We start from the raw sequence: 25,756 nt of genomic DNA, 5'->3' as shown, positions 1-25,756 counted from the left end.
ACCGAACTGCCGGTAAGGAGGCAACAGACCATGAGCGAGGAATCGCTGCGGCTGACCGTCCGTCGCATGACCTGGGAGGCCGAGGGCGTCCTGTCCGTCGAGCTGACCCACCCGGACGGCAAACCCCTGCCCGCCTGGACCCCCGGCGCGCACCTCGACGTCCACGCCGGCGGTCAGGTCCGCCAGTACAGCCTGTGCGGCGACCCGCACAGCCCGGACGTCTACCGCATCGGTGTGCTCAACGAACCCGCCTCGCGCGGCGGTTCAAGGTTCGTGCACACCCAGCTGCGGCCGGGCCAGCAGATCACGGTCTCCGAGCCGCGTAACCACTTCGCGCTGGAGGACGTCGAGTCCTACGTGTTCGTAGCCGGCGGAATCGGGATCACCCCGCTGCTGGCGATGGCCCGGGAGGCGGCCCGCCGGGGAGCCGAGTGGCGCATGGTCTATGGCGGGCGGAGCCGGGCCTCCATGGCGTTCACCGGCGAACTCGACGCGCTCGGCGGTGACGTCACGCTCGTCCCCCAGGACGAACACGGCCACATCGACCTGGACTCCGTGCTCTCCGATCTGCCCGCAGGCAGCCTGGTGTACTCGTGCGGCCCCGAACCGCTGCTCGCGGCCGTCGAACAGCGCTGCCCCGGGGACCGGCTGCGCCTGGAGCGGTTCGCCGCGCCGACCGTGGAACGCACCGGCGACGACGAGGCCTTCGAGGTCGAATGCCGCACCTCGGGGACGACGTTCACCGTCGGCGCCGGAACCTCCGTCCTGGAGGCCGCGGAGGGCGCGGGGCTCACCGTGGACAACTCGTGCCGCGACGGGATCTGCGGCTCCTGCGAGACCCGGGTGCTCGAAGGAACGCCCGACCACCGCGACTTCCTGCTCAGCGAGGCCGAACGGGCCTCGGGCACCACGATGATGATCTGCGTCTCGCGGTGCGCCTCCGGCCGGCTCGTCCTCGACCTGTGACACCTTCCCCCGCACTTTCAGGAGACACCGTGACCGACACCTGGCCGTACCTGGACGTCCACCAGTCCCGTACGCACGAGCCCACCCCGTACGAGTACAAACTCGCCGCCACCCTGGAAGAGGTCTTCACCCGCGAGGGCCACGAGCTCGCCGACGTCGTGCGCGGGCTCAACGCCCGCCAGGTCCACGCCGCCGACGGCAGCCCGTGGACAGAGGAATCCTTCCGCGCCGAGATGAACCGACTGGGAGCCTGACCATGACGCTGTCGTCCTCCGCCACCGCGGAACACATCTACGCCACCGGTCTGCGCAACCAGTGGCACCCGGTCGTCCCCTCGCACTTCGTCGCCCCAGGAGCGATGCGCAAGGTGACCGCGCTCGGTGAGCAGTGGCTCCTGTTCCGGCGCTCCGACGGAGTCCTGTCCATGCTCGCCGACCGCTGCCCGCACCGCGGCGCACCCCTGTCGCTCGGCAAGCACCTCGGCGACCGGGTCGCCTGCTGGTACCACGGCGTCGAGGTCGAGTCCGACGGCACCGTCTCCTCGGTCCCCGGGCTCCCCGGGTGCAGCCTGGAGGGCAAGAAGCTGGTGACCTCCCTGCCGGTGCGCGAGGTCGCGGGCGCGATCCTCGCCTACTTCGGGGACGAGGAGCACCCCGAGCCGGCCGAGCTGGCACTCCCGGAGCCGCTGACGGACCCCGAGGTGGACGCCTTCCTCTGCTACGCGGAGTGGAACGCGCCCTGGCGATACGCCGTGGAGAACCTGCTCGACCCCATGCACGGCGCGTTCCTGCACCACGACTCCCACACGATGTTCGACGGCGACACGACGGCCAAGTTCCGCATCAGGGAGACGGCCCGCGGCTACTTCTTCGAGAAGACCGACCAGCGCGGCGTCAACTTCGACTGGGTGGAGCTCTGCCGCACCGGAGTGGACTGGGTCGACCTCTCCATCCCCTACCCGCCGTCGGCCGGCCCCGGCGGGCCGTTCGGCATCGTCGGCATGGTCTGTCCGGTGGACGAACAGCGCAGTGGCGTCTTCTTCTGGCGCTACCGCCGGGTCGAGGACTGGCAGCGCGCCTCATGGCGCTTCCTGTACCGCACGCTGATCGAACAGCGCCACTGGGACGTGCTGGAGCAGGACCGGGTCATGCTGGAGGCCATGCCGGCCGACGCCGACCAGCAGGAGAACCTCTACCAGCACGACCTGGGAGTGGTGCGGCTCCGCCGGCTCTACCGTGCGGCCGCCGAGGCCCAGTCGACGGCGGGGGTCTGAGGCAGGCACCGCGCGAGCGGGTTCGCCGGGGGAGCGGGGCCGGAGGCGTCGAAGGAGCCTCCGGCCCCGCTCCGCGGACGGCCGCTCGCCCGCCGGACCTCTCAGGGGGAGGGACGGGATCCCATACGCCGAAGGCCGCCCGCGGATGCGCCGAGCCCGCCGGCCTCCGCCGGTCCACCCCGCTCGGCGGTGGTGCCGGCGATTGCGTTGCCCGCCCGGTCCTGTTCGAGGTGCACGTGGACACGGCGCAGCAAGGAGGCGAAGCGGGCCCGCTCCTCGTCGGTCAGCGGAGCGAGGAGGTCCGCCTCGGTGGAGGAGACAGCGGTGTTGAGCTGTGCCGAAGCACACCTGCCCGCAGGTGTCAGCGCCACCTCGATGCGGCGGCGGTCCGAGGGGTCCCGGGCGCACTCGACGTAGCCGGCCGCGTCCAGGTCGGTGACGGTCCGGGTCAGATCGCTCTGGTTCATGTCCAGCCGCGCGGCGAGCTCCCCCTTCGACAGCGGGCCGGCGTCGTCCAGCATGGCCATGATGGTCAGGTGCCACAGCCGGAGCCCGTGGGCGGTCAGCGCGTCGGTGAGCCTGCGGCGCGCGGCCTTGCCCGTCGCGTACATGAGATAGGCGTTGAGATCCAGCACGCTCGACGGCGTCACGCCCGCGGGCCGGGGCTCGTGAGACGTCCCCGGGGGGCTCGGCTGTTGCATCGTTCTTCCTGACGTGGCGCGACGGCCGGGAGGAGGACCGAAGGTCATGGCCGGCCGGTGAGGTAGCCGCCCATGGAGGTGAAGTACTCGGTCGCGGGCATCTCCTCCCCGTCCTCCGTACGCACCCGGGTGACGGCCAGGCCTCGGTTGCGGCCGGTCCGGGCGTCCGCCCCGGCGACGATCACCACGCCGTCGCCCTCGCGGTAGAAGATCCGGCCGGGGGTGCCGCCGTAGCGGCCCTCCGACACGACCGCCGTCAGGATCTCCAGGCGCCGGCCCCTGTGGTGGGTGAACGCGCTGGGATAGGGCGCGGACTGTGCGCGCACGAGGCGTTCGAGGTCCTCGGCCGGCCAGTTCCAGTCGACGCGGATGTCCTCGGCGGACCGCTTGTGGAAGAAGCTGGCCCGGGACCGGTCCTGTTCCGTGAAGTCCGTACGCCCGGAGGCGATGAGGTCGAGTGCCTCCGTGGTGACGGGGGCGATGAGTTCGACGGTCCTGTGGAAGAGGTCCGTGGCGGTGTCGGCGGGCCCCACCTCCACGGCGCGCTGCACCACGATGTCGCCGGCGTCGAGCTCCGCGTCCATCATGTGCGCGGTCACACCCACCTCGCGCTCACCGTTGATCAGCGCCCAGATCAGCGGTGAGAAGCCCGCGTACTTCGGGAGCAGCGAATCGTGCACGTTCAGCGTGCCGTGGCGGGGAGCCCGTAGACGTGCGGGGGGATCCAGGTACGCCAGTTGTTGGCCACGATGATGTCGGGCTCCGCCTCCTTGAGACGGGCGAACAGCTCCTCGTCGTCGGGCCGGTCGCGGATCAGGACGGGCACGCCGTTCTCCTCGGCGAGGTCGGCGACCGAGTCGCTCCAGATCCTCTCGTACGCGTGCTCGCTCCTGGGGTGCGTCACCACCATCACCACATCATGCACGGAGTCCAGAAGTGCCCGCAGGGTCCGGTGACCCCACGTCTGATAGCCGAACATGACGACCCGCACGGATTCCTCCTCGGAATGACGATGAACGATGCTTAGTAAAGCAAGCCTAACCTAAGCACGTAATGACTGGACGCTCAAGGGGAGTTGGCGGCCGCCCCTCGAGAGGGTCGTGTCGACAGCGCGCCAAGATAAGGTTAGCTTTACCTAAGTTTCCGCCGGCTGCCGCTCAGCCGGTGCGCCTTGTTCCATTTCCCCACGTCCGCCACGCGGCCGCCCCTGCACGATGGGAGTGACATGTCACAGGCTTCACCCGACGACGCACCACTCGTTCATGACCTCATAGGAATCGGCTTCGGGCCGTCCAACGTGGCCATGGCGATCGCGCTCACCGAGCGCAACTCACGCGTCGCCAGGCAGCAGGCCGTCACCGCTCACTTCTTCGAGAGACAACCGCGATTCGGCTGGCATCGCGGGATGCTGATCGACGACGCCACCATGCAGGTTTCCTTCCTCAAGGACCTGGTGACGCTGCGGAACCCGTCGAGTGAGTTCAGCTTCCTCTGCTACCTGCAGAGCGAGGGGCGCCTGGTCGACTTCGTCAACGGCAAGAGCCTCTTCCCGCTCCGGGTCGAGTTCCACGCCTACCTCGAATGGGCCGCCGCCAAGGTGGACGACATGGTGTCCTACGGGCACGAGATCGTCTCGGTCCGTCCTGTCGTACGCGACGGTGTCGTGGAGTACGTCGACGTGACCGCCCGCTCGGGCCAGGAGACCGTGGTCCACCGGGCACGCAACCTCGTGATCGGCACGGGTCTGCGGCCGCAGATGCCCGAGGGCCTCGAGCGTACCGACCACGTCTGGCACACGTCCGACCTGCTGGCCAAGGTGGACGGTCTGGACGGGACCGAGCCGCCGGCCCGCTTCGTCGTGGTCGGGGCCGGGCAGAGCGCTGCCGAGAACGTGGCGTACCTGCACCGCCGGTTCCCGCAGGCCGAGGTCTGCGCGGTCTTCTCCCGCTACGGCTACAGCCCCGCCGACGACAGCGGTTTCGCCAACCGGATATTCGACCCCGGTGCGGTCGACGAGTACTTCACGGCCCCGGACGAGACCAAGCGCAGACTGATGGACTATCACGGCAACACCAACTACGCCGTGGTGGACATCGACCTCATCGACGACCTGTACCGCACGGCGTACCAGGAGAAGGTGCTGGGCACGGAGCGCCTGCGGTTCCTCAACGTCTCCCGGGTGGTCGAAGCCGTCGAGACGCCGGACACGGTCCGCACGACGGTCGAGTCGCTGGTCACGGGGGAGCGGACCACGCTGGAGGCCGATGTGGTCGTCTACGCCACCGGCTATCTGCCGGCCGATTCCCTGGGGCTCCTGGGCGAGGTCCGTGAACACTGCCGGCTCGACGGCCAGGGCCGGGTCCGTGTCGAGCGCGACTACCGTGTGGCGACCGGTCCCGGGCTGCGGTGCGGCATCTATCTGCAAGGCGGCACGGAGCACACCCACGGCATCACCTCGTCCCTCCTGTCGAACACCGCGATCAGGGTCGGTGAGATCCTCGACTCGATCGTGGAGCGTGGGCCGAAGGAGACGCCCGGCCGGCCTCGCGACGCCGCGGACGAGATCAGTACCCCCCTCTGAGACGGTGCCTTCCGCCCGGTCCCCCCGGCCGCGGCCCGCCGACGCGGTCGGAGAGCCGCGGCCGGAGGCTCAGCCAGGAATCCGCCGACGGCTGCCCCTCGCCGCCGCCACCAGCTCGGGAACGGTCGCCAGCTTCACCCTGGGGCGGCCGGTGCGGCGCCCCAGGGCCAGTTCGGCACGCTCGATCTCGGCCATGCCGCGGGCGTCGACGATCCGCCGGTTACGGCGCCGTACCAGCCGCCTGAACGCCTTCGCCCCGTGCTCGGCCGCCGGCAGTGTGCCGCCGACGGCGTCGTCCAGCAGCGTTCCCACGGTCTCGGCGGCGCAGGTCCGGTTGGCGCCGATGCCGCCCGACGGGCCGCGCTTGATCCAACCCACGACATATGTCCCCGGCCGGCCCGTCACCCTGCCGCCCTCGTGCGGAACGGTGCCCGTCGCCTCGTCGAACGGCAGGCCGGCGACGGGAAGCCCGCGCTGACCGACGGCACGCAGCAGAAGCCCGGCTGTTATCTCCCGGCCGTCCGTGCCCGTCGTGCCGTCCGTGACCCTGAGCGCGGTCACCCTGTCGCCACCGAGTGCCTCCACCGGCGCGGAGTGGAAACGGAACACGATCCGGCGACCGGCCGACGGCGGGCGCGACCAGTCCACCGTCTTCCGGGCGACACCCCGCAGCAGCGCGGCCCTGTCCTCCGGGCCCGCGGCGTCGATCGCGGCAGCGGTCCGGGGGTCGTGGTCGTCGACGACCAGTTCCACTCCCTGCAGATGCTTGAGCGCGAGCAGCTCGGACCTGGTGTACGCCGCGTCGTCGGGGCCCCGCCGCCCGAGCAGCACCACCTCGCGCACCGCACCGGAGCGCAGGGCCTCCAGTGCGTGGCCGGCTATGTCGCCGGCGGCCAGCCCGTCCGGATCCGAGACCAGGATCCGCGCCGCGTCCAGGGCGACGTTCCCGTTGCCGACCACGACGGCCCGTTCCGCGGACAGGTCCACGGCGTCCGGAGCGACCTCGGGGTGGGCGTTGTACCAGGAGACGAACGTCGTCGCGCAGATGCTGCCCGGCAGGTCCTCGCCGGGGATCCCGAGCCGGCGTCCGGCCGACGCGCCCACGGCGTAGACCACCGCGTCGTGATGCGCGGCGAGCTCCTCCGCGGTGACGTCCCTGCCCACCTCCAGGCCGAGGTGCATGCGCACCCTCGGGTGCGTGTGGAACCTGGCGAAGGTGTCGCCGGCCTTCTTCGTCGACAGGTGGTCGGGCGCCACGCCGTAGCGGATGAGCCCGCCCGCGACGGGCAGCCGGTCGATCAGCGTCACCTCGGCGCCTGTGTGCAGCAGCAGGTCCTCGGCGGCGTACATCCCCGCCGGGCCGGTGCCCACCACGGCGACCCGCAGCGGTCCGAAGTCCGACGGCAGGCTGCGCTCGAAGGCCGGCTCTCCCCACACGTGGAAGTTGGGCCCCTCGGGGTCCTGCCCGGCCTCCCGACCCGCGAAGTACGCGGCGTTCAGCGGTCCGTACTCCTGCTGCGCGGCCGGGAGGCTGTCCACGGGGAAGACCGCTTCCACCGGGCAGGCGTCGGCACAGGCACCGCAGTCGATGCAGGACTTCGGATCGATGTACAGCATCTCCGTCCGGCCGAAGTCCGCTTCCTCCGGCGTCGGATGGATGCAGTTGACGGGGCACACCGAGACACAGGTGGCGTCGCTGCAGCACGTCTGGGTGATGGCGTAGGTCATGTCGTCCGCTCAGATCAGATGGGCACGCTTGTAGAACATCAGGGCGGGCTTGGTGAGCAGGCGGGCCGAGGCCAGGAAGTCCATGAGGCCCGAACAGCTCGATCGCATCATCGACTTGTGGTGCTCATTGGCCTTCGCCTCTCCGAGGGCACGCTTCCCGTCGAGTCCGGCGTTGGCGTAGACGCCCTTGTTCACCATGCTGGTGACGATCACGTACGACGCGATCGCGATGACGAGTGCGTTGATCTGCCGGCGCACCGGACCCGCGCCGCTGAGGTGCTTGCGGGTCTCGGCACGGGCGAACTTCATGTGCCGGGACTCCTCGACGACATGGATGTTGTTGATGGTGCGGACGAAGGGCACCACGCGCTCGTCCCGCATCCAGTCGCGCTGCATGACGTCGAGGACCTCCTCGGCGACGAGGATCGCCGCGTACGCCGCCTCGCCGAACGCGAGAGTCTTGAAGGCCCGCCCGAGCTCCACCGCCAGCCGGTGCGGCCGGTAGGGCGGGGCGCCCAGCTTCTGAGCGCCGCGCGCGAACATGATGGAGTGCCGGCACTCCTCGGCTATCTCGGTCAGCGCCCACTGGACGTCCGCGCTCGTGGGGTCCTTCGCGTACACGTCGCGCAGGACCATCTGCTGGAGGATCATCTCGAACCAGATGCCGGTGCTGGCCACCGAAGCCGCTTCCTGGCGGGTCAGTTCCTTGCGCTGCGCCTCGGTCAGCTCGCCCCAGTACGCGGTGCCGTACAGGGTGCTCCACTCCGGGCTGGCACCGTGGAACTTTTTGTCCAGCGGCGTGTCCCAGTCGACCTCCGTGGCGGGGTCGTACGCCAGGGTGGCGGCCGATTCGAGCAGGCGGCGGGTGAGGTGGTCCTCGGGCGGCCGGTCGTCGGCATCCGGTCGGACGGTGCTGCTTGCCATGGTGCGGCTCCTCGGTTCGTCAGTGAGTCCTTGGTGCTTCGCATGTGCGCCGTGGGTGACGGACAGTCATATTCCGTGCTGCCGAACAGATATGGGGGCAGCACGGGGCAAGGGACCGGCGAGGGTCCCGGCCGGGCGGCCTTCCGCCCTCCTTGTTAGACGGAAGGTATAGCAAGGATGCCGGGCGGGCCTACCCCCCAGTAGGAAATGTGAGCTCATCCTCGCGATATCTCCTCGCGTATGCCCACGCGCGGGCGTTCCTGTCATCGGTCAGAGGTGCGAGGGAGGGTGACGGTTCGGGATTTCGAACATTGTTCGCAATTTCAGCGCGAGTCATTGACGCCGCCTTTCCCCGGGCCTACGGTCCCGTCCGAAGTGGCGGGCGCGCGTCGAAATATCGAACGTGGAGCCTCCTCTTCACGCGTCCCCGCACCTCATAGACGAGCCGAGACGAGCCGCCATGCAACCACCCCTCCTCAGCCGGCGCCGAGCCCTCGCGGGCGGTGCCGGCGCCCTGGCCGCCGCCGGAGCCCTTGGCCCCCTGTCCGGATGCGCCGCGCCCGCGACCGCCGCGGGGCCGGGGCAGACCGTGCTGCGGTACTGGCATCTGTTCGGCGGCGGCGACGGCGTCAACATGCAGGGAATGCTGGACGACTTCAGGGCCGGGCACCCGGACATCGCCCTGGAGGCGTCCACTCTCCAGTGGGGTGCCCCGTACTACACCAAGCTCGGCATGGCGGGTGCCGGCGGCAGGGCCCCCGAGGTCGCCGCCCTGCACCTCGCCCGGCTCGCGGGCTTCGCGCCCGGCCGTCTCCTCGACCCGTTCGACCTCGATCTGCTGGCCGAACACGGTGTGCGGGAGGAGGACTTCCCGCCGGACATCTGGCGCCGGGGGCAGATGGGCGGCAAGCAGTACGCCGTCCCGCTCGACACCCACCCCTTCGTCCTCTACTACCAGACCGAGATCTGCGAGAAGGCCGGGCTCATGTCGGGCGGCCGGCTCAAGCCGATCAGCGGCGCCGACGAGTTCGCCGACGCGCTGCGCACCGCGAAGAAGGCGACCGGGCAGCCGGGACTGGTGACCGAGACGCTCGGACCGGACTGCATCACCCCCTGGCGCCTCTTCTCCAGCTTCTACGCGCAGACCGGCGGCACGGTCCTCTCCGCGGACGGGAAGCGTCTGGCGCTCGACGACGCCAAGGCGCTGCGGGTGCTCGAGTACCTGGCCCGGCTCGTCGAGGAGGGGCTGATGGTGCGCCGTGTCGACTACGCGGGGTCCATCGGCGTGTTCAACGGCGGGAAGACCGCCTTCCACCTCAACGGTGAATGGGAGATCAGCACCTTCAAGACCACCGGCCTTCCGTTCTCCATGACCCGCATCCCCGCGCTCTTCGGGACCGCGGCCACACAGGCCGACTGCCATGCCTTCGTCCTCCCGCACCGGAAGGACCGCGGTGGAGCCACGAACGAGGCCGCGCACACCCTCGTCGCCTGGATGCTGAAGCACTCCGTGGCCTGGGCCGAGGGCGGGCACGTGCCCGCGTATCTTCCGGTGCTCGACGACCCCGCCTACCTCGCCCTGAAGCCGCAGTCCGAATACCGCACGGTGATCGACGACGTGGCGCTGGACGAACCCGCGTGGTTCGCCGGCTCAGCCTCCCGGCTGTGGATCGAGCTCGGCGCCGTGTTCTCAGGCGTCCTCACCGGCTCCCGAAGCCCGCGCAACGCCCTGACCGAGGCCAAGGCCCGGCTGCGGAAACTCCTCGACACCCGCAACCCCCTTCCGGGAGCTTCGTCATGACCTCCACCACCGCGGCGGCGCCGACACCCGTGGCGAAGTCCGCCGGCCACGCGGCCGGGCGTCCGGCCCGCGGCGTGCGCAGGAAGTGGACCGAACACGGTCTCGTGTTCATCGCTCCCTTCTTCCTCGTGTACGCCATGTTCCTGATCTGGCCGCTGATATCCGGCCTGGGCATGAGCCTCACCAGCGAGAACATCACCGGCAGCGGAGGGGAGTTCGTCGGCCTCGACAACTACGCCGAGGCGGTGCGTGACCCCGAGGTGTGGTCGTCACTGTGGAACACCGTCTGGTTCACGGTCCTGTCCACCGTCCCCCTCGTCGTCGTCGGTCTCGTACTGGCCCTGCTCGCCCACCAGTTGCAGGTGGTGCAGTGGCTGTGGCGGCTCAGCTGGTTCGCCCCCTTCCTGCTGCCGTCCGGCGTCGTCTGCCTGCTGTTCCTGAACATGATCCTGCCGTCGGACTTCGGTCTCGCCGACCAGATGCTCGCCGCCGTCGGCCTGACACCGGAGATCGGATGGCTGACCGACGAGCGGTACGCCATGCTCAGCATCGTGGCGACGACCGTCTGGTGGACCGTCGGCTTCAACTTCCTGCTGTACCTCGCCGCCCTCCAGGCCATCCCGGCACATCTGTACGAGGCCGCGGAACTGGACGGGGCGGGCGCCTGGAACCGGCTGCTGCACATCACCCTGCCGATGCTGCGCCGCACCACCGGTCTGGTCGTGGTCCTCCAGGTACTCGCCTCGCTGAAGATCTTCGACCAGGTCTACATCATGACCGGCGGCGGTCCCGACGAGTCCACCCGGCCGATCCTCCAGTACGTCTACCAGCAGGGCTTCACGGGATACCGCATCGGCTACGCCTCCGCCGTCTCGTACATCTTCTTCGCCCTGATCCTGACCGTCTCCCTGGTGCAGCCGCTGCTGTCCCGGCGCCGAGCTGAGGAGGCCGCGAAGTGAGCGGTTCCGCCACCGTCACCACCCGATCCGCCCCACGGTCCGAGCGGCCCGCCGAGGCCGGGGGCCGACGCCCCCGCTGGACGCGGGGCAGGATCGTCCTGCTCGTCGTCGCCCTGCTCCTCACCGCCGCCTGGCTCCTCCCGCTGGCCTGGGCTGTCGCCACCTCCCTGAAACCGGAGGGCGACACCACGAAGACACCGCTCTCCTGGATCGGCTCGCGCGTCACCTTCGACGCGTACAGCAAGGTCTGGGAGTCGGGCGACCTGATGATCTGGCTCATGAACTCGGCGTACATCTCCGTCATGACCACCCTGCTGACCGTCGTGACCTGCGCGATGGCCGCATACGGTTTCACCCGCACCGACTTCAGGGGCCGGCGGCTGCTCTACGGGCTGGTGCTCGCGGGCATCATGGTGCCCCCGCAGGTGCTCATCGCGCCCCTGTTCAGGGAGATGGTCCAGCTCGGCCTCGTCGACACCTACTGGGGTGTGATCCTGCCCCAGGTCGCCGTGCCCGCCATGGTGTTCATCCTGGTCAAGTTCTTCGAGGGCGTACCGCGCGAACTGGAGGAAGCGGCCTTCGTCGACGGCGCCGGCCGCTGGCGGGTGTTCTGGACGATCGTCATACCGCTGTCCCGGCCCGTACTGGCGGCCGTGGCGATCTTCACCTTCATCTCCACCTGGAACAACTTCCTGTGGCCGTTCCTCGTGACCACCGACCCCGGCGGCATGACGCTGCCCGTCGGCCTCGTCAACGTCCAGTCGACCTTCGGGGTGCGGTACGCCCAGATCATGGCCTCGCTGGTGATCGCGGGAATGCCGCTCCTGATCGTCTTCGCCTTCTTCCAGCGACAGATCGTGCGGGGCATCGCGCACACCGGTCTCGCCGGCCAGTAGCGGCGACGCCGGTACCTGAGGCCCGTACGGACGGCACGGCATCCGTACGGGCCTCAGGTGATCTCCGTGCTCCGCGCGAGCAGCAGCGTCACGTCCGCCGAGGCCACCACCACCGTCCCGGCGAGCGCCGCCTTGCGCCAGGTCCTGACCGGCCGCCGACCGGAGTGCACCACCGTCGCCACCACGGTGAGGAGAGCGACCCCTGTCAGGACGACCGCACCCGTACCGCCCGGCGCGCCCGGGGGTGCCAGGACCAGCACCGCCGTGGCAGCCGCCGGCGGGAGGGGCAGCAGGAGCCGGGTGCGGGCCGGGCCCAGCCGCTGGGGCAGGCCGCGGATCCCCGCGCGCAGATCCGCCTCGATGTCCGGCAGCACATCGCCGAGATGGGCGGCGACACCGAGCAGCGCACCCGCCGCCACCGCCCACCAGGCAGGCCAGGGGCTTCCGGGCAGGCTCAGGGTGACCAGGCACGGGAGGCTCCCGAAGCCGACGGCGTACGGAAGCCAGGACAGCACCGTCTCCTTGAGCTTCAGGTTGTACGCCCACGCCGCAGCGACCCCGGCCAGATGCGCCGTACCCGCCGAGGCGCCGCAGGCGAGCGACAGCCCCACGCACGACACCAGCGCGGTGAACGCCGCGCTCCACGCCGCACCCCGGCTCACCGCCCCCCGCGCCACCGGCTTCCCCGGCCGCCCGGCCGCCGCGTCGCGACGGGCGTCGAACGCGTCGTTGCACCAGCCCACCGAGAGCTGTCCGGTCAGGACGGCCGCGGCGATCAGGGCCCAACGGCCGCCTCCGGGGCCGGAGCTGACGGCCAGTGCGGTGACGAGGGCGGTCACCGCCGCGACCGGACCAGGATGACAGGCGAGTGCGAGCCCCGCCGGTGAGTGCGGCAGGCGCGGGGCGGGAACGCGCGCCGCCGGCCGGTCCGTGGTGTCCACGGAGCGATCGTAGGGACATCGGGGCGGACGAACACGACAGCCACGCCTCGCATATGCGCCGATTTGCGGCACTCTGTCGGCAGGATGAGAGGCATGAACTCTCCGAAGCGGTGGCCAGGGTGACCAGGATCGCGGCTGTCCACGGAGTCCTGCCGCCGCACCGCCATGCCCAGGAGGACGTCACCGACATGGTGGCGCGCGTGTGCCTGCCCGCAGGGGCCGACCGCCGTGTGCTGGACCGCATCCACGCGAACGCGGGCGTGCGCACCCGGAACACGGTGCTGCCCCTGGAGCGCTACGGGGAACTGGACGGCTTCGGGGCGGCGAACGACGTGTTCATCCGTGAGGCCGTGGACCTGGGAGCCGAAGCCGTCCTGGGTGCCCTGCGCAAGGCCGGGCTGCGACCCGCCGACGTGGACCTGCTGATGTTCACCTCGGTCACCGGCATCGCGGCACCCTCCGTCGACGCACGGCTCGTCGGGCGCCTGGGCCTGCGCCCCGACGTGAAGCGGCTGCCCGTGTTCGGACTGGGATGCGTCGCCGGAGCCGCCGGGGTGGCGAGGCTGCACGACTACCTGCTCGGCCGGCCAGGACAGGTTGCCGTACTGCTCTCGGTCGAACTCTGCTCCCTGACCTTCCAGCGCGACGACGCGAGCCCCGCCAACCTGGTCGCCACAGCGCTGTTCGGAGACGGCGCCGCGGCCGCGGTACTCGTCGGCGGCGGCCACTCGACACAGGCCGACGGCCCTGAGGTGGTGGACACCCGCAGCCGGCTGTACCCGGACACCGGACACGTCATGGGCTGGGAGATCCGGGGATCCGGCTTCACCGTGGTGCTCGACCCGGCCGTGCCCGACGTCGTACGCCGGTATCTCGCCGAGGACGTCACCGGCTTCCTGGACCGGCACGGGCTGAAACCGAAGGATGTCGCCCGCTGGGTGTGCCACCCCGGCGGCCCGAAGGTCCTGGAGGCCGTCGCCGACGTCCTGTCCCTGTCCGAGGGAGCCCTGGACGTCACCCGCCGCTCGCTGAAAGAGGCCGGCAACCTCTCGTCCTCCTCCGTCCTGCACGTCCTGCGGGACACGATGGAGCGACGGAGGCCCGAGCCCGGGAGCCCCGGTCTGCTGATGGCCATGGGGCCCGGCTTCTGCTGTGAACTGGTGCTGCTGCGCTGGTAGTCCGGAGGAACACATGATCTGGTACACGGCCCTGGTGCTGGCCGTCGCCGCCGAACGCCTCGCCGAGCTCGCCGTGGCGCTGCGCAACGCCCGCTGGAGCCTGGCCCGGGGCGGTACCGAAGCCGGCCGTGGGCACTACCCGGTGATGGTGGCCCTGCACACCGCGCTGCTCGCCGCCTGCCTCGCCGAGGCATGGCTGGCCGGCCGCCCGTTCCTGCCTTGGTCCGGCTGGGCCATGGTCGCCGTGGTGGCCGCCGCACAAGGACTGCGATGGTGGTGCGTCCGCACCCTGGGGCGCCGCTGGAACACCCGGGTCATCGTCGTCCCGGGCCTGCCCCTGGTCACCGGTGGGCCCTACCGGTGGATGCGCCACCCCAACTACGTGGCGGTCGCCGCCGAAGGGGCTGCTCTGCCCCTGGTCCACGGAGCCTGGGTGACCGCGGTCCTGTTCACCGTGCTCAACGCGGCGCTCATGACCGTACGCATCCGGTGCGAGGACGGCGCGCTGGACCGTCTCGCGGGAGCGGACGCACACGCGTGATCGACATCCTGGTGGCGGGCGGCGGACCGGCCGGCCTGGCGGCGGCGATCCGGGCCGCCACGGCCGGCCTGGAGGCCGTCGTCGTCGAACCCCGCCCCCTGCCCGTCGACAAGGCCTGCGGCGAGGGAATCATGCCGAGCGGAGTGGCCGCCCTGAGCGCGCTCGGGGTCACTCCGGCCGGCAGACGGCTCCAGGGCATCAGATACATCGAGGGTGCCCGGCGGGCAGAGGCGACCTTCCGGGGCCAGCCGGGACTCGGCGTCCGGCGGACCGAACTCCACTCCGCCCTGCACCGCCGGGCCTGCGAGCTGGGAGTACGCGTCGTCCCCGGCCGGGTGGGGGAGGTGCGCCAAGGGAACGACAGCGTCACGGCGGCGGGGCTGACGGCCCGCTGGCTGATCGCCGCCGACGGCCTGCACTCACCGGTCCGCCGGGCGCTCGGTCTGGAGCGTCCCGGCCCCGCACCGCGCAGATACGGACTGCGACGCCACTACCGGATCGCCCCCTGGACGGACTTCGTGGAAGTCCACTGGTCACGCGAAGGCGAGGCGTATGTGACGCCGGTGGGGGAAGGGCTGGTCGGCGTCGCCGTGCTCAGCCGCCACCGCCGTTCCCACGAGCAGCACCTCTCGGCCTTCCCCGCTCTGGCCCGTACGCTCCGCGGCCTGGAAGCGGGCCCCGTACGCGGCGCGGGCCCCCTGCGCCAGGCGGCGAGCGCACCGAGAGCCGGACGGGTCCTGATGGCCGGTGACGCGGCCGGCTACGTCGACGCACTCACCGGCGAGGGCATCGCGCTGGCGGCGGCCACCGCGTCGGCGGCCGTCGACTGCCTCGTCGCGGGCCGGCCCGATGCCTACCCGGCGAAGTGGGCTCGGCTGACGCGGCGTCACCGTCTGCTCACCCGAGCTTTGCTGGGCGCGGCGGGGCATCCGCTGACCGCCGGACTGATCGTGCCCGCCGCGCAGCGGCTGCCCCCGTTGTTCAACGCCGCGGTCCGCGCGCTCCAGTAGCGGCCCCGCGTGCCGTGCTCCCGCCCGCTCTGCCATCCTGTCCCCGTGCCGCCCACACCCCGTCCGCCGCAGCCCGTCACCCCCGACCCGCCCCTGCCGGGGATGAACCCGCTCATGACGCAGTCCTGGCTCGACCTGGCGTTCCTGCACTGGGCGGCCGAGCCCGCGGACGTGGCACCGCTCCTGCCCGCCGGAACCGTGCCGGACACGCTGGACGGAGTCACCTACGTCGGACTCGTCGCCTTCCGGATGTACCGCGTCGGATGGTTCCGGCTGCCGGGCATCCCCTACCTGGGCACCTTCCCCGAGACCAATGTCCGGCTGTACTCGCGGGACGCGCAGGGCAGGCGCGGCGTGGTCTTCCGCTCGCTGGACGCCTCCAGGCTGATCCCCGTGGCCGTCGCCCGGACCGTGTTCCGGCTGCCGTACGTGTGGTCCCGGATGGCGGTCAGGCGTGAGACCGGCACCCTCACCTACACCAGCAGGCGGCGGCTGCCCGGGCCACCGGGTGCCCACAGCCGGATCGTGCTGCGTCCCGGCGGACGGATCGAGGCCCCCAGCGAGCTCGAACACTTCCTGACCGCGCGCTGGGGCATGCACAGCACCTTCCACGGGCGCCCGGTGTATCTCCCCAACGCACACCCCCGCTGGCCCCTCCACCGCGCACAGCTCATCGAGTGCGACGAGAGCCTGGTGACGGCCGCGGGTCTGCCGGCCCCCGTCGGGGAACCGCTCAGCGTGCTGTACTCGCCCGGCGTGCCGGTGCGCTTCGGCGGCCCTTCCCGCGCCTGAGCGGGACGATGGTCCGACCGAGGCCCGCGGGCGGCGCCCACGGCATGTCGCGGCCCTCCCCGTGCCCGCGCCCCTCTACTGTCGCCGCCACAGAAACAGGACGAGGCGGGGGTGCGGCATGCGCGAAGTGGCCCGGCTGCTGTGCGGACGGCGCACCAAGTGGCTCGTGGTGGTGTTCTGGCTCATCGTCCTCGTCCTCGCGGCACCGCTCGCGGGCAAGCTCATGGGAGCCCAGGACAACGACGCCACGTCCTGGCTTCCGAGCAGCGCCGAATCCACCCAGGTCTGGGAGGAGTCCAAGGAATTCCGGCCCGAGATCATCACCGCCGTCGTCGTGTACGCACGCGAGGACGGCCTGACCGGGGCGGACCGCGACCGGATCGCCGAGGACAAGCGGCAGCTCATGACCCTGCGCGCCCACGGCGTACGGGGCGAGGATACCCGGGGCCCGCTCTACGACCGGAAGACCGCTCCCGCGGCCGCCCAGATCTTCGTGCCCGTCACCATGGACGAGAAGGGCTGGGAGCGGATCGGGCCCGCCGTCGACTCCGTACGGGACATCGTGGGGCACGGCGGGGGAGGGCTCACCGTCCACATCGCAGGCCCCGGCGGAGTCGCTGCCGACTCCGCCGACGCCTTCTCGGGCATCGACTCGACCCTGCTCCTCGCCGCGCTCGCCGTGGTGATCGTCATGCTGCTGATCACCTATCGCAGCCCGACACTGCTCGTGCTGCCCGTCGTCTCGGTCGTCGCGGCCCTCCTCGCCGCACAGGCCCTCATCTACCTGCTCGCGGCGCACGCCGGACTCACCGTGAACGGCCAGAGCGCGGGCATCCTGACCGTGCTGGTCTTCGGCGCCGGTACGGACTACGCCCTGCTCCTCGTCGCCCGCTACCGCGAGGAGCTGAGACGCCACGAGGACCGGCACGAGGCCATGGCCCGGGCACTGCACCGCGCCGGGCCCGCCGTGCTGGCCAGCGGCGGCACCGTGGTGCTGAGCATGCTCGTCCTGCTGGCCGCCGAGATGAACTCGACCCGAGGGCTCGGACCGGTGGCAGCGATCGGCGTGGCCATCGCGCTGATCGCCATGCTCACCCTCCTCCCGGCCCTCCTGGTCATCTTCGACCGCTGGGTCTTCTGGCCGGTCGTCCCGCACCTCGGCACCCCCGAGCCCACCGAGCGCGGATTCTGGGCGCGGACCGGGCAGCGGCTGGCCCTGCACCCGCGAAGGACCTGGGTGGCCACCGCCCTGGTGCTCGCCGCACTGTCCCTGGGGCTCGTCCAGCTGCGCGCCGCCGGACTCAGCAACGCCGACTCCTTCCCCGACAAGCCCGACTCCATCGCCGGACAGGAGATCCAGAACCGGTACTTCCCGGCCGGGAGCGGCAGCCCGCTCGTCGTCATCGCGGCGGCGGACCGGAGCGCCCAGGTGCGCACCGCCGTCGAGGGGACCCACGGCGTCGTACCCGGATCCCTCGTCGTGCCACCCGGAGCCCGCCCCGTGCAGGACGGCCGGGCCATCTTCGAGGCCACCCTCACGGACGCCGCTGACAGTGACCGGGCGGAGCGGACCGTCGAACGGGTCCGCGACGCCGTTCACCGGATTCCCGGCGCCGACGCACGGGTGGGCGGCGACACGGCCGCGGTACTCGACATGGACACCGCGACCCGCCACGACAACGTGCTGATCATCCCGCTCGTGCTGCTGGTCGTACTGATCATCCTCGCGCTGGTACTGCGCTCCCTGCTGGCGCCCCTGCTGCTGATCGCGACCGTGGTGCTGTCCTTCGCCGCCGCGCTCGGCATCAGCGCGCTCGTGTTCCGGTACGTCTTCGACTACGCCGGTGAGACGACGGACTTCCCGCTCTTCGTCTTCGTGTTCCTGGTCGCCCTCGGCATCGACTACAACATCTTCCTGACCACCCGTATCCGCGAGGAGGCCCTGCACCAGGGGACCCGCGCGGGTGTGGTCACCGGGCTCGCCGCCACCGGGGCGGTCATCACCTCGGCCGGCCTGGTCCTGGCCGGCACCTTCGCCGCACTCGGGACCCTGCCGGTTGTGGCCTTCGCCGAGATCGGCTTCGCGGTCGCACTGGGCGTGCTCCTGGACACCCTCGTCGTGCGGTCCGTGCTGGTCACCTCGCTCTTCCTCGACGTCGGACCACGCGTCTGGTGGCCGCACCCGCTCGCCCGCGAGGACGGCGGGGCGGCGAGGAAGCGGGAAGCCGTGTAGAAAGGGGGGCATGGCCGGACGCTACGGCCGCCCGCGTTCGTTTCTCCGAATGAGAAGCCTCGCTGGTCAGGTCTTTCTCCTGCAGGTGGCGATCGTGGTGCTGCTCGTCGCTGCCGCCGCGACCGCGCTTGTGCTGCAGTCCCACGCGGACAGCGAACGCGAAGCACGCAACCGCTCGGTCGCCGTGGCGGAGGTCTTCGCGAACAGCCCGGGCATGGAAGCCGCCCTGGAGAGCCCCGACCCCAGCGCGGTGCTGCAGCCGAAGGCCGAGGCGGCGCGGAAGGGATCCGGCGTCGACTTCGTGGTCGTCATGAATCTCGACGCCGTCCGGTACACCCATCCGCTGCCGGACCGGATCGGCAAGAAGTTCGTCGGGTCGGTGGAGCCCGCTCTGAACGGCCGCGTCGTGACGGAGAAGATCGACGGGACCATCGGACCGCTCGTACAGGCCGTGGTGCCCGTGTTCGGCGCGAACGGCGAAGTGGTGGGCCTGGTGTCCGCCGGAATCACCATCAAGAAGGTCAGCGGCGTCGCCGAGGACCAGTTCCCCCTCCTCTTCGGCTCGGCAGCCGGGATACTGCTGCTCGCGCTGGGAGGCACGGCACTCGTCACCGGACGCCTGAAACGTCAGACCCACGGTCTCGGCCCGACCGAGATGACACGGATGTACGAGCACCACGACGCCGTTCTGCACGCCGTACGGGAAGGTGTGCTCATCGTCGGTGGCGACGGCCGGCTGCTGCTGGCCAACGACGAGGCGCGAAGGCTCCTCGGCCTCCCCCCGGACGTCGAGGGCACGCCCGTCACGGAACTCGGCCTCGGCCCGGTCACCACCGCCCTGCTGACATCGGGACGCAGCGCGACCGACGAGGTGCATTCCGTGGGCGACCGCCTCCTGGCCGTCAGCCAACGCGCCACCGACAGGAACGGCGGGCCGCCCGGCAGCGTGACGACACTGCGGGACACCACGGAGCTACAGGCCCTCACCGGCAGCGCCGCAATGGCACGCGGCAGGCTGAAGCTCCTCTACGACGCGGGTACGGAGATCGGCACCGCCCTCGACGTCGTGCGGACGTGCGAGGAGCTGGCGGACTTCGCCACGGCCAGGTTCGCCGACTACGCCACCGTGGATCTGGCCGAGGGCGTGCTGCGCGGCGAGGAACCCACCGCCTTCCGGGCCACCACCGACGGCCTGCGCCGTTCGGCCTTCAGCGGCCGGCGCGACGACACGGGGCTCCACCCGCTGGGCTCGGTGATCCGCTTCCTGCCGACCACCGACGTCGGCGCGGGTCTGCTCAGGGGCGAAGCCGTCCTCGACACCGATCTGGCTCAGCGCTCCGGCTGGCAGCAGCAGAACCCGGAACGTGCCGAACGCATCGTGGAGTGCGGATTCCACTCGCTGATCGCCGTCCCGATGCGTGCCAGGGGCGTGATCCTGGGCGTGGCCATGTTCTGGCGGGCCCAGACGCCCGAACCCTTCGAGGACGAGGACCTGTCCGTCGCGGAGGAGCTCGTCGCCAGGGCCGCGGTGAGCATAGACAACGCGCGCCGCTACTCGCGCGAGCACAACGTGGCGGTCACCCTGCAGCGCAGCCTGCTGCCGCAGGGCCTCCCCGACCAGAGTGCGATCGACGCCGCCTACCGCTATCTCCCCGCGCAGGCCGGGCTCGGCGGGCTGGGCGGTGTCGGCGGGGACTGGTTCGACATCATCCCGCTGCCCGGAGCCCGGGTGGCGCTCGTGGTCGGCGACGTGGTGGGGCACGGGCTCCACGCTGCCGCCACCATGGGGCGCCTGCGCACGGCGGTCCACAACTTCTCCACCCTGGACCTGCCCCCCGACGAACTGCTGTGGCACCTGGACGAGCTCGTCGCCCGCATCGATCTCGACGAGTCGGCCGAGGGCGAGGGAGGCGGAGTCACCGGGGCCACCTGCCTCTACGCGATCTACGACCCGGCGTCCGGGCGCTGCACCATGGCGCGGGCCGGTCACCTCCAGCCGGTGATCGTCGGTCCGGACGGCGACGCCGTGTTCGCGGACGTTCCCGGCGGCCCGCCCCTGGGGCTCGGCGGCATGCCCTTCGAGACCCTCGACGTACAGCTCCCGGAGAACAGCCGGCTGGTTCTCTACACGGACGGGCTCGTCGAGGACCGGCACCGCGACATCGACGAAGGGCTGGAGAGGCTGCGCGAGACGCTGTCCGGACACCCCGACCGGACACCGGAGGAGACCTGCGAGGCCGTCCTCCGCGTCCTGGTGCCCGCCAGGGCCCGTGACGACGTCGCGCTGCTCGTCGGACGCACCCGCTGCCTCGTCGCCGAGAACGTGGCCGAGTGGGATGTTCCCTCGGACCCCTCGGCGGTCGGCAGGGTCCGCTCCGACGTGTCCCGGAAGCTCACCGAGTGGAATCTGGTCGAGGAGGCTTTCACCACCGAGGTGATCCTCAGCGAACTGGTCACCAACTCCATCCGCTACGCCACCGGCCCCATCCGCGTGCGGCTGATCCGTGACCGGACGCTGATCTGCGAGGTGTCCGACCGAAGCAGCACCTCACCCCATCTGCGCCAGGCGGCCAGCATGGACGAGGGTGGCAGGGGACTGTTCCTCGTCGCCCAGATGGCCGAACGCTGGGGCACCCGCTACACCGACGACGGCGGCAAGGTCATCTGGACGGAACAGCTGCTGCAGCCGGAGATGAACGGGCCGGGGTGACCGGGCACCGTCAGGTCACCGGCGGCAGTCCAGGAAGAGGTGGGGTTCGGGTACCGCCCCGGGACGGGACGGTGTGAACACCGAGTCCTCCTCGTGCACGACGGTGAGTCCCGCGCCGGTCACGAGCGCCCTGACCGCATCGGGCCCGAAGCTCGTCACCCGTACGTCCTGGCCCATGAAGACGGCGCTCACGCCCGCCACGTCCAGTGGCACCGTCGCCAGGACCAGGTGGCCGCCCGGTCTGAGCGCCGCAGCCAGGCGGTGCACCAGCGAGCGCTGCTCGTCACGCGACATCTGCAGCAGCGAGAAGTAGACGCAGACCGCGTCGAAGCTCTCCTCCTCCAAGGGGAACTCACGGATGTCGGCGCAGCGGAAGGAGGCCCCGGAGACGCGGTGGGAGGCCAGTTCCACCATGACGGGTGAGACGTCGACACCCAGCACCGTGTGTCCGGCGGCCGCCAGCGTGTGGGCGGTCGGGCGGCCCGTGCCACTGCCGACATCCAGGATGCTGCTGTGCGGTGCCAGCCGTTCCAGCAGCCGGCTCAGCGAGGCGTGGTGCGCGGCCGAGCCGGCGAAGGCCGTCTCGTAGTCGGCCCCGATGGCGTCGAATGTCTCGGCTGCCGCGTGCCGGTGGCCTTCGGCCATGACTGCGTCCCCTTCCGGACCGCTGCTACGGGATACGGGCGACCGCGACGTAGACGCCGCTCAGCTCCCGCTCGGGGGCAGGTGTGCCGCGGAACCACTCGGGAGCCGTCACCAGGCCCGGCTCGACGATGTCCAGGCCTTCGAAGAAGCGGGCGAACTCAGCGCGGGTGCGCAGCGCGAGCCGGATGCCGCCCTTGCCGTACTCGGCAGCGCCCTGCTCCCCGCGCTCGGGGTTGACGTCGGACGCGCCCTGGGACAGCACCATGTAGCTGCCGGGGGCCAGGGTGTCCGCCAGCTTGCGCACGATGGCCCGAGGGTCCACGTCGTCGGGGAGGAAGTGGAGAAGACCCAGGAGCGAGAGCGCTATGGGGCGGTCGAAGTCCAGGATCTTGCGGGCCGCCTCGATGATCGTGGCGGGTTCGAGGACATCCGCGTGGACGTAGTCCGTGGCCCCCTCCGGCCGGCTGATCAGGAGGGCCTCCGCGTGGCGCAGGACGATCGGGTCGTTGTCGCAGTAGACGACCCGCGAGCGCGGTTCGATCTCCTGGGCGATCTGGTGCAGGTTCGGCGCGGTCGGGATCCCCGTGCCGATGTCGAGGAACTGGCTGACGCCCTCGCCGGCCAGCCAGGCCGTGGCGCGGTTCATGAAGGCACGGTTCTGGAAGGCCCCGGCCTTCGCCTCGGCCGGCAGATGTTCGGCCACCGCCTGGTCCACCGGGTAGTTGTCCTTGCCGCCGAGCAGCGAGTCGTAGACGCGTGCCGAGTGGGGCCTGCTGGTGTCTATCGGGGGCTGAGGTGTCCCAGTCGTCATGACGAGCTCCGTTGCAGATGAGGTGGACCGCTCCACCTGCGAAGTCTGCCACAGCAAGTCACCTTTGAAGGAGCGTCGTTGACGCCGCGTGGAGACAGGGGCGGCCCCCGGGGTGTGCCCCGGGGGCCGCTCAGGCAGGCTGCCTGTCAGGGCGCGTCGACCAGGTCGTGCTTGGGCACGGTCACGGTGCGGGCGCCGGGCTTGCCGCCCAGGACCACCTTCCTGAGGGCGCTGTTGTTGCCGAGGTCGGTCTCCTTGAGCCGCTTCTCCGGGTTGGCCAGCACCTGGATGTAGTAGGTGCCGTTCGCCAGACCGGTGATGTCGAAGGACTGGCCCGGAAGGTCCTGGGTGTAGGTGTCACCGGAACCCACGTCGAGCACCTCCCGCACCGAGATGGAGTTCTCCTGGCCGCAGGCCGTGGACAGATCGGTGTTGTCCGGGTGCCAGTTGGCGTTCTTCACCGTGTAGTCGACCGCGTCGGTGTTCGCCAGGCAGAACGCCTCCTTGCCGCTGCGCACCGTCTCCTTCTTGTCGGCCTTCAGCAGCCGGTAGCTCGCGAAGTCGGTGAAGTGCCAGTGCTCGTGTCCCGGCCGGGGGTCCCACTCCATGGTGCCGGTGGGGGTGTAGCCGACCTGCTTGCCCGAGGCGTCGTAGAAGTACTGATAGGCGTCCATCAGCTCGTTGCCCGGTTTACGGAAGCCGTCCACCACCAGCTGCGCGGGGCCCGCGTTCCACACGTTGGCGCTGAAGGCCAGATAGTCCCTGCCCGGTGTGCCGGTGTCACCCTCACCGATGGTGATTCCGTATGCGGGCAGGGAACGCAGGTCGGGCTTGGGGACGTCCGGCACGGCCGCCCTGCCCGTCGGGCGCTTCGCGTTCGGCTGTGCCGCGGGCGCCTGGCGGGAGCCGTCGGTGCGCCCCGGCCCGTCGCCCTGTGCCGACCGGAGGCCTTGGCGCTTGGCGGCCCAGGGCACGGCGGCGGGAGCCGGCGGGTGGGGGCCGTGGCCCACGTTGTACGACGGGCCCGCGCCCGTGGTCCCCGACACCGGGGCGGGTGTGCGCGCGGCTGTGTGGCCGGCGTGGCCCGAGTGCCCGGCCTCATGGCCCGCGTGCCCTGAAGCGGCACGGGCGCCCGCAGCGGTGGCCGGGCTCTCCTCCTCCCAACTGCGCTCGCGCACGGTCACCTTGACTGTCTGAGGCTTGTCGGCGATCTTGAAAAGATCGCGGTACCGCTTGGTGACGCCCACCTCCGCGGTGTACGTCCCGGCCGCCAGGGCGACCGGCGCCGCGTAGTAGCCGGCGTACGTGTTGGACGCCCAGCCCTTCTCGACGCCCCACACCGATCCGAGCGTGAACGGGTTCGTGGGGCAGCTCTCGGGATACTTCGACGTGGACGGGGCGTCGGGGAGGATCCGGCCCGACGCGTTGTTCGGGCAGAACGACTCCGTACGGCTGATCACCGACTTGCCCTTGGCGTCCCGGACCGTGATGCCGACGAAGCCCGGCAGCCCCGAGAAGTCCTTCACCAGGCCCTCGGGGAGCGCCCTGGTCCGGGTCTTCTTCCCCTCGCGGATGACCTGGGTGGCGACGACGGGGTCCTTGTAACTCTTCCGGGTCACCCGCAGTTCCAGCGGGGCACCGGAGGCGGTGAGATACGTCCCGAGGTCCAGATAGACGCCCGGATCCTCCTTCCACGAGTCGAGCGTCACCGACTTGGAGGCGGCGACCAGGCCGAGCTGCGGGACCGTCTCCGCCTTCTTGTCGTCAGGCGCCGCGGCGACGACACCCGCGGTGACGGTGATCGCCGCGGCGGCGGCGACCGCCGGACGCCACAGGCGGCTGCGGGGGGTTCTGGTGCTCATCGTTCTCCGATGTCCGAGTGCCCCGTGGGGCGGTGGAGTCGCTTTGTCCGTCAGAGGCGACAACCAGGGCCGGAGGTTGTCCGAAGGCCCCCGCGGCAGGAATTGTTGGCCGAAATCAGGCATTGGCGCGTGCAATGAGACATTTTCAGGCTGTTTCGGCCGTGACCTCGGCAGGCCTGTGCTAACAGCTGTGACGCCCACGTGACCGCTGTCGGGCAGGAAACGGGCGCGGTCATCGGCGAAACAGGCGCCACCCGGTCGCCCCGCCATCACCGCCGCACCGGTCACCAGCGTGAAGACCTGCGGTGAAACGGGCACGAACGGGCGCAGGCCAGGTTGCGAAGAACCTGGTCGAAGAGCCTCGGCTGCTTGTACAAACAATGCGTGGGCCCGAACGGACGCCGGGACCGCATCGGAATCGCACGAGCACAAGGATGGTGGCGTGGGCACCGAGGAACGCCGACGAGGAATTCTCGAGACGGCCCGACAGGACGGCTCGGTCGACGTGAACCAGCTGGCCGAGCGGTTCCAGGTGGCCAAGGAGACCATCAGGCGCGACCTGCACACACTCGAGGAGCACGGTCTCGTACGGCGTACGCACGGTGGCGCGTACCCCGTGGAGAGCGCCGGGTTCGAGACCACCCTGGCGATGCGCACCACGCACCACGTGCCGCAGAAGTCGCGGATCGCGGCGACCGCCGCCGATCTGCTCGGCGACGCCGAGACGGTCTTCGTCGACGAGGGCTTCACCCCGCAGCTGATCGCGGAAGCCCTTCCACGCGACCGGCCGCTCACGGTGGTCACCGCGTCCCTCGCCGTCGCGACGGTCCTCGCGGACGCCGAGAAGACCGCCGTGCTCCTGCTCGGCGGGCGGCTGCGGGGCAGCACCATGGCGACCGTCGACCACTGGGCCACCCGCATGCTCGCCGACTTCGTCATCGACCTGGCGTACGTCGGTGCCAACGGCATCTCCCGCCAGTACGGGCTGACCACCCCGGACCCGGCGGTCGGCGAAGTCAAGGCGCAGGCCATGCGCAGCGCCCGCCGCCGGGTCTTCGCCGGGGTGCACTCGAAGTTCGGAGCGGTGAGCTTCTGCCGTTTCGCGGGTGTCGGCGACTTCGAGGCGATCGTCACCGACACCGGGCTGCCGTCGGCGGAGGCCCAGCGCTACTCCCTGCTCGGCCCGAACGTCATCCGGGTCTGA

Annotated in this window: 21 protein-coding genes and 1 pseudogene; 14 read left to right on the top strand and 8 right to left on the bottom strand. The window is 70.9% G+C overall.

All coding sequences use genetic code 11. The annotated features are described in order from the left end of the window. The first annotated feature begins 30 nt into the window (after nucleotides 1-30). From HED23_RS18380 to HED23_RS18370, 3 genes are read left to right on the top strand one after another with little or no spacing between them, the layout of a single operon-like run. Nucleotides 31-966, top strand: a complete 936-nt coding sequence (locus HED23_RS18380; protein ID WP_203184486.1) for a PDR/VanB family oxidoreductase — start codon at nucleotides 31-33, stop codon at nucleotides 964-966. A gap of 29 nt (nucleotides 967-995) precedes the next feature. After that, on the top strand, nucleotides 996-1,220 hold the full coding sequence (locus HED23_RS18375; RefSeq protein WP_203184485.1) for a recombinase-like helix-turn-helix domain-containing protein: 225 nt from the start codon (nucleotides 996-998) through the stop codon (nucleotides 1,218-1,220). A gap of 2 nt (nucleotides 1,221-1,222) precedes the next feature. Further along, nucleotides 1,223-2,239 (top strand): aromatic ring-hydroxylating oxygenase subunit alpha, encoded by a 1,017-nt coding sequence (locus HED23_RS18370; RefSeq protein ID WP_203184484.1) that lies wholly within the window; start codon nucleotides 1,223-1,225, stop codon nucleotides 2,237-2,239. A gap of 101 nt (nucleotides 2,240-2,340) precedes the next feature. Here the strand turns inward: HED23_RS18370 and HED23_RS18365 are convergent, their stop codons facing one another. Together HED23_RS18365 and HED23_RS18360 are read right to left on the bottom strand one after the other, a co-directional pair. Further along, nucleotides 2,341-2,940: a MarR family winged helix-turn-helix transcriptional regulator gene (locus tag HED23_RS18365; RefSeq protein WP_238442020.1), complete on the bottom strand. Its 600-nt coding sequence runs from the start codon at nucleotides 2,938-2,940 to the stop codon at nucleotides 2,341-2,343. Nucleotides 2,941-2,984: 44 nt separating this feature from the next. Further along, nucleotides 2,985-3,931, bottom strand: a pseudogene (locus HED23_RS18360) (methionyl-tRNA formyltransferase). 234 nt (nucleotides 3,932-4,165) lie between these two features. Between HED23_RS18360 and HED23_RS18355 the strand changes: the two are divergent. Continuing rightward, entirely contained in the window at nucleotides 4,166-5,521 is a 1,356-nt protein-coding gene (locus HED23_RS18355; protein WP_203184483.1) for a lysine N(6)-hydroxylase/L-ornithine N(5)-oxygenase family protein, read from the top strand. A gap of 69 nt (nucleotides 5,522-5,590) precedes the next feature. On the opposite strand, the gene HED23_RS18350 is transcribed toward HED23_RS18355, so the two are convergent. Together HED23_RS18350 and HED23_RS18345 are read right to left on the bottom strand one after the other, a co-directional pair. Then, complete coding sequence (locus HED23_RS18350; protein WP_203184482.1) at nucleotides 5,591-7,249, bottom strand: FAD-dependent oxidoreductase; 1,659 nt, start codon at nucleotides 7,247-7,249, stop codon at nucleotides 5,591-5,593. A gap of 9 nt (nucleotides 7,250-7,258) precedes the next feature. Next, nucleotides 7,259-8,173 carry an AurF N-oxygenase family protein gene (locus tag HED23_RS18345; protein WP_203184481.1) on the bottom strand — a complete coding sequence of 305 codons (915 nt, stop codon included), beginning with the start codon at nucleotides 8,171-8,173 and terminating at the stop codon, nucleotides 7,259-7,261. A gap of 460 nt (nucleotides 8,174-8,633) precedes the next feature. Between HED23_RS18345 and HED23_RS18340 the strand changes: the two genes are divergently transcribed. Genes HED23_RS18340 through HED23_RS18330 form a run of 3 tightly spaced genes read left to right on the top strand, consistent with a single transcriptional unit; the run spans nucleotide 8,634 to nucleotide 11,829 of the window. Beyond that, complete coding sequence (locus HED23_RS18340) at nucleotides 8,634-9,974, top strand: extracellular solute-binding protein (RefSeq protein ID WP_203184480.1); 1,341 nt, start codon at nucleotides 8,634-8,636, stop codon at nucleotides 9,972-9,974. After that, nucleotides 9,971-10,933, top strand: a complete 963-nt coding sequence (locus HED23_RS18335) for a carbohydrate ABC transporter permease (RefSeq protein WP_203184479.1) — start codon at nucleotides 9,971-9,973, stop codon at nucleotides 10,931-10,933. The genes HED23_RS18340 and HED23_RS18335 overlap by 4 nt, the downstream gene beginning before the upstream one ends. Next, nucleotides 10,930-11,829, top strand: a complete 900-nt coding sequence (locus HED23_RS18330) for a carbohydrate ABC transporter permease (protein WP_203184478.1) — start codon at nucleotides 10,930-10,932, stop codon at nucleotides 11,827-11,829. Before HED23_RS18335 ends, HED23_RS18330 begins: the two co-directional genes overlap by 4 nt. Before the next feature lie 53 nt (nucleotides 11,830-11,882). Here the strand turns inward: HED23_RS18330 and HED23_RS18325 are convergent, their stop codons facing one another. Further along, nucleotides 11,883-12,770 (bottom strand): UbiA family prenyltransferase, encoded by an 888-nt coding sequence (locus HED23_RS18325; RefSeq protein WP_203184477.1) that lies wholly within the window; start codon nucleotides 12,768-12,770, stop codon nucleotides 11,883-11,885. 119 nt (nucleotides 12,771-12,889) lie between these two features. On the opposite strand from HED23_RS18325, the gene HED23_RS18320 reads away from it, so the two are divergent. The 6 genes from HED23_RS18320 (at nucleotide 12,890) to HED23_RS18295 (ending at nucleotide 21,234) form a co-directional block, all read left to right on the top strand. Further along, the gene (locus HED23_RS18320) at nucleotides 12,890-13,948 is read left to right on the top strand and encodes a type III polyketide synthase (protein WP_203184476.1); all 1,059 of its coding nucleotides are present in this window, start codon (nucleotides 12,890-12,892) and stop codon (nucleotides 13,946-13,948) included. Nucleotides 13,949-13,961: 13 nt separating this feature from the next. Then, the gene (locus HED23_RS18315) at nucleotides 13,962-14,489 is read left to right on the top strand and encodes an isoprenylcysteine carboxyl methyltransferase family protein (protein ID WP_203184475.1); all 528 of its coding nucleotides are present in this window, start codon (nucleotides 13,962-13,964) and stop codon (nucleotides 14,487-14,489) included. Next, nucleotides 14,486-15,499: an NAD(P)/FAD-dependent oxidoreductase gene (locus HED23_RS18310; RefSeq protein WP_203184474.1), complete on the top strand. Its 1,014-nt coding sequence runs from the start codon at nucleotides 14,486-14,488 to the stop codon at nucleotides 15,497-15,499. Before HED23_RS18315 ends, HED23_RS18310 begins: the two co-directional genes overlap by 4 nt. Before the next feature lie 45 nt (nucleotides 15,500-15,544). After that, nucleotides 15,545-16,291 carry a YqjF family protein gene (locus HED23_RS18305; protein ID WP_203184473.1) on the top strand — a complete coding sequence of 249 codons (747 nt, stop codon included), beginning with the start codon at nucleotides 15,545-15,547 and terminating at the stop codon, nucleotides 16,289-16,291. A 118-nt stretch (nucleotides 16,292-16,409) separates the two neighbouring features. Next, complete coding sequence (locus tag HED23_RS18300; RefSeq protein ID WP_203184472.1) at nucleotides 16,410-18,524, top strand: MMPL family transporter; 2,115 nt, start codon at nucleotides 16,410-16,412, stop codon at nucleotides 18,522-18,524. 10 nt (nucleotides 18,525-18,534) lie between these two features. Next, a complete protein-coding gene (locus HED23_RS18295; protein WP_203184471.1) occupies nucleotides 18,535-21,234 on the top strand; it encodes a SpoIIE family protein phosphatase in 2,700 nt (899 codons plus the stop codon). Nucleotides 21,235-21,249: 15 nt separating this feature from the next. On the opposite strand, the gene HED23_RS18290 is transcribed toward HED23_RS18295, so the two are convergent. The 3 genes from HED23_RS18290 to HED23_RS18280 all read right to left on the bottom strand — a co-directional run bounded on the left by HED23_RS18290 (nucleotide 21,250) and on the right by HED23_RS18280 (nucleotide 24,552). Next, nucleotides 21,250-21,879, bottom strand: a complete 630-nt coding sequence (locus HED23_RS18290) for a class I SAM-dependent methyltransferase (RefSeq protein ID WP_203184470.1) — start codon at nucleotides 21,877-21,879, stop codon at nucleotides 21,250-21,252. Between the two features lie 25 nt (nucleotides 21,880-21,904). Beyond that, nucleotides 21,905-22,690, bottom strand: a complete 786-nt coding sequence (locus HED23_RS18285; RefSeq protein WP_203184469.1) for an SAM-dependent methyltransferase — start codon at nucleotides 22,688-22,690, stop codon at nucleotides 21,905-21,907. A gap of 146 nt (nucleotides 22,691-22,836) precedes the next feature. Next, nucleotides 22,837-24,552: a lysyl oxidase family protein gene (locus tag HED23_RS18280; protein ID WP_203184468.1), complete on the bottom strand. Its 1,716-nt coding sequence runs from the start codon at nucleotides 24,550-24,552 to the stop codon at nucleotides 22,837-22,839. 442 nt (nucleotides 24,553-24,994) lie between these two features. On the opposite strand from HED23_RS18280, the gene HED23_RS18275 reads away from it, so the two are divergent. Next, complete coding sequence (locus tag HED23_RS18275; RefSeq protein WP_203184467.1) at nucleotides 24,995-25,756, top strand: DeoR/GlpR family DNA-binding transcription regulator; 762 nt, start codon at nucleotides 24,995-24,997, stop codon at nucleotides 25,754-25,756.

Origin of the sequence: Streptomyces pratensis, assembly GCF_016804005.1 — a bacterium.
GTDB lineage: Bacteria > Actinomycetota > Actinomycetes > Streptomycetales > Streptomycetaceae > Streptomyces > Streptomyces pratensis_A.
This window is presented reverse-complemented; position numbering and strand designations above follow the sequence as displayed.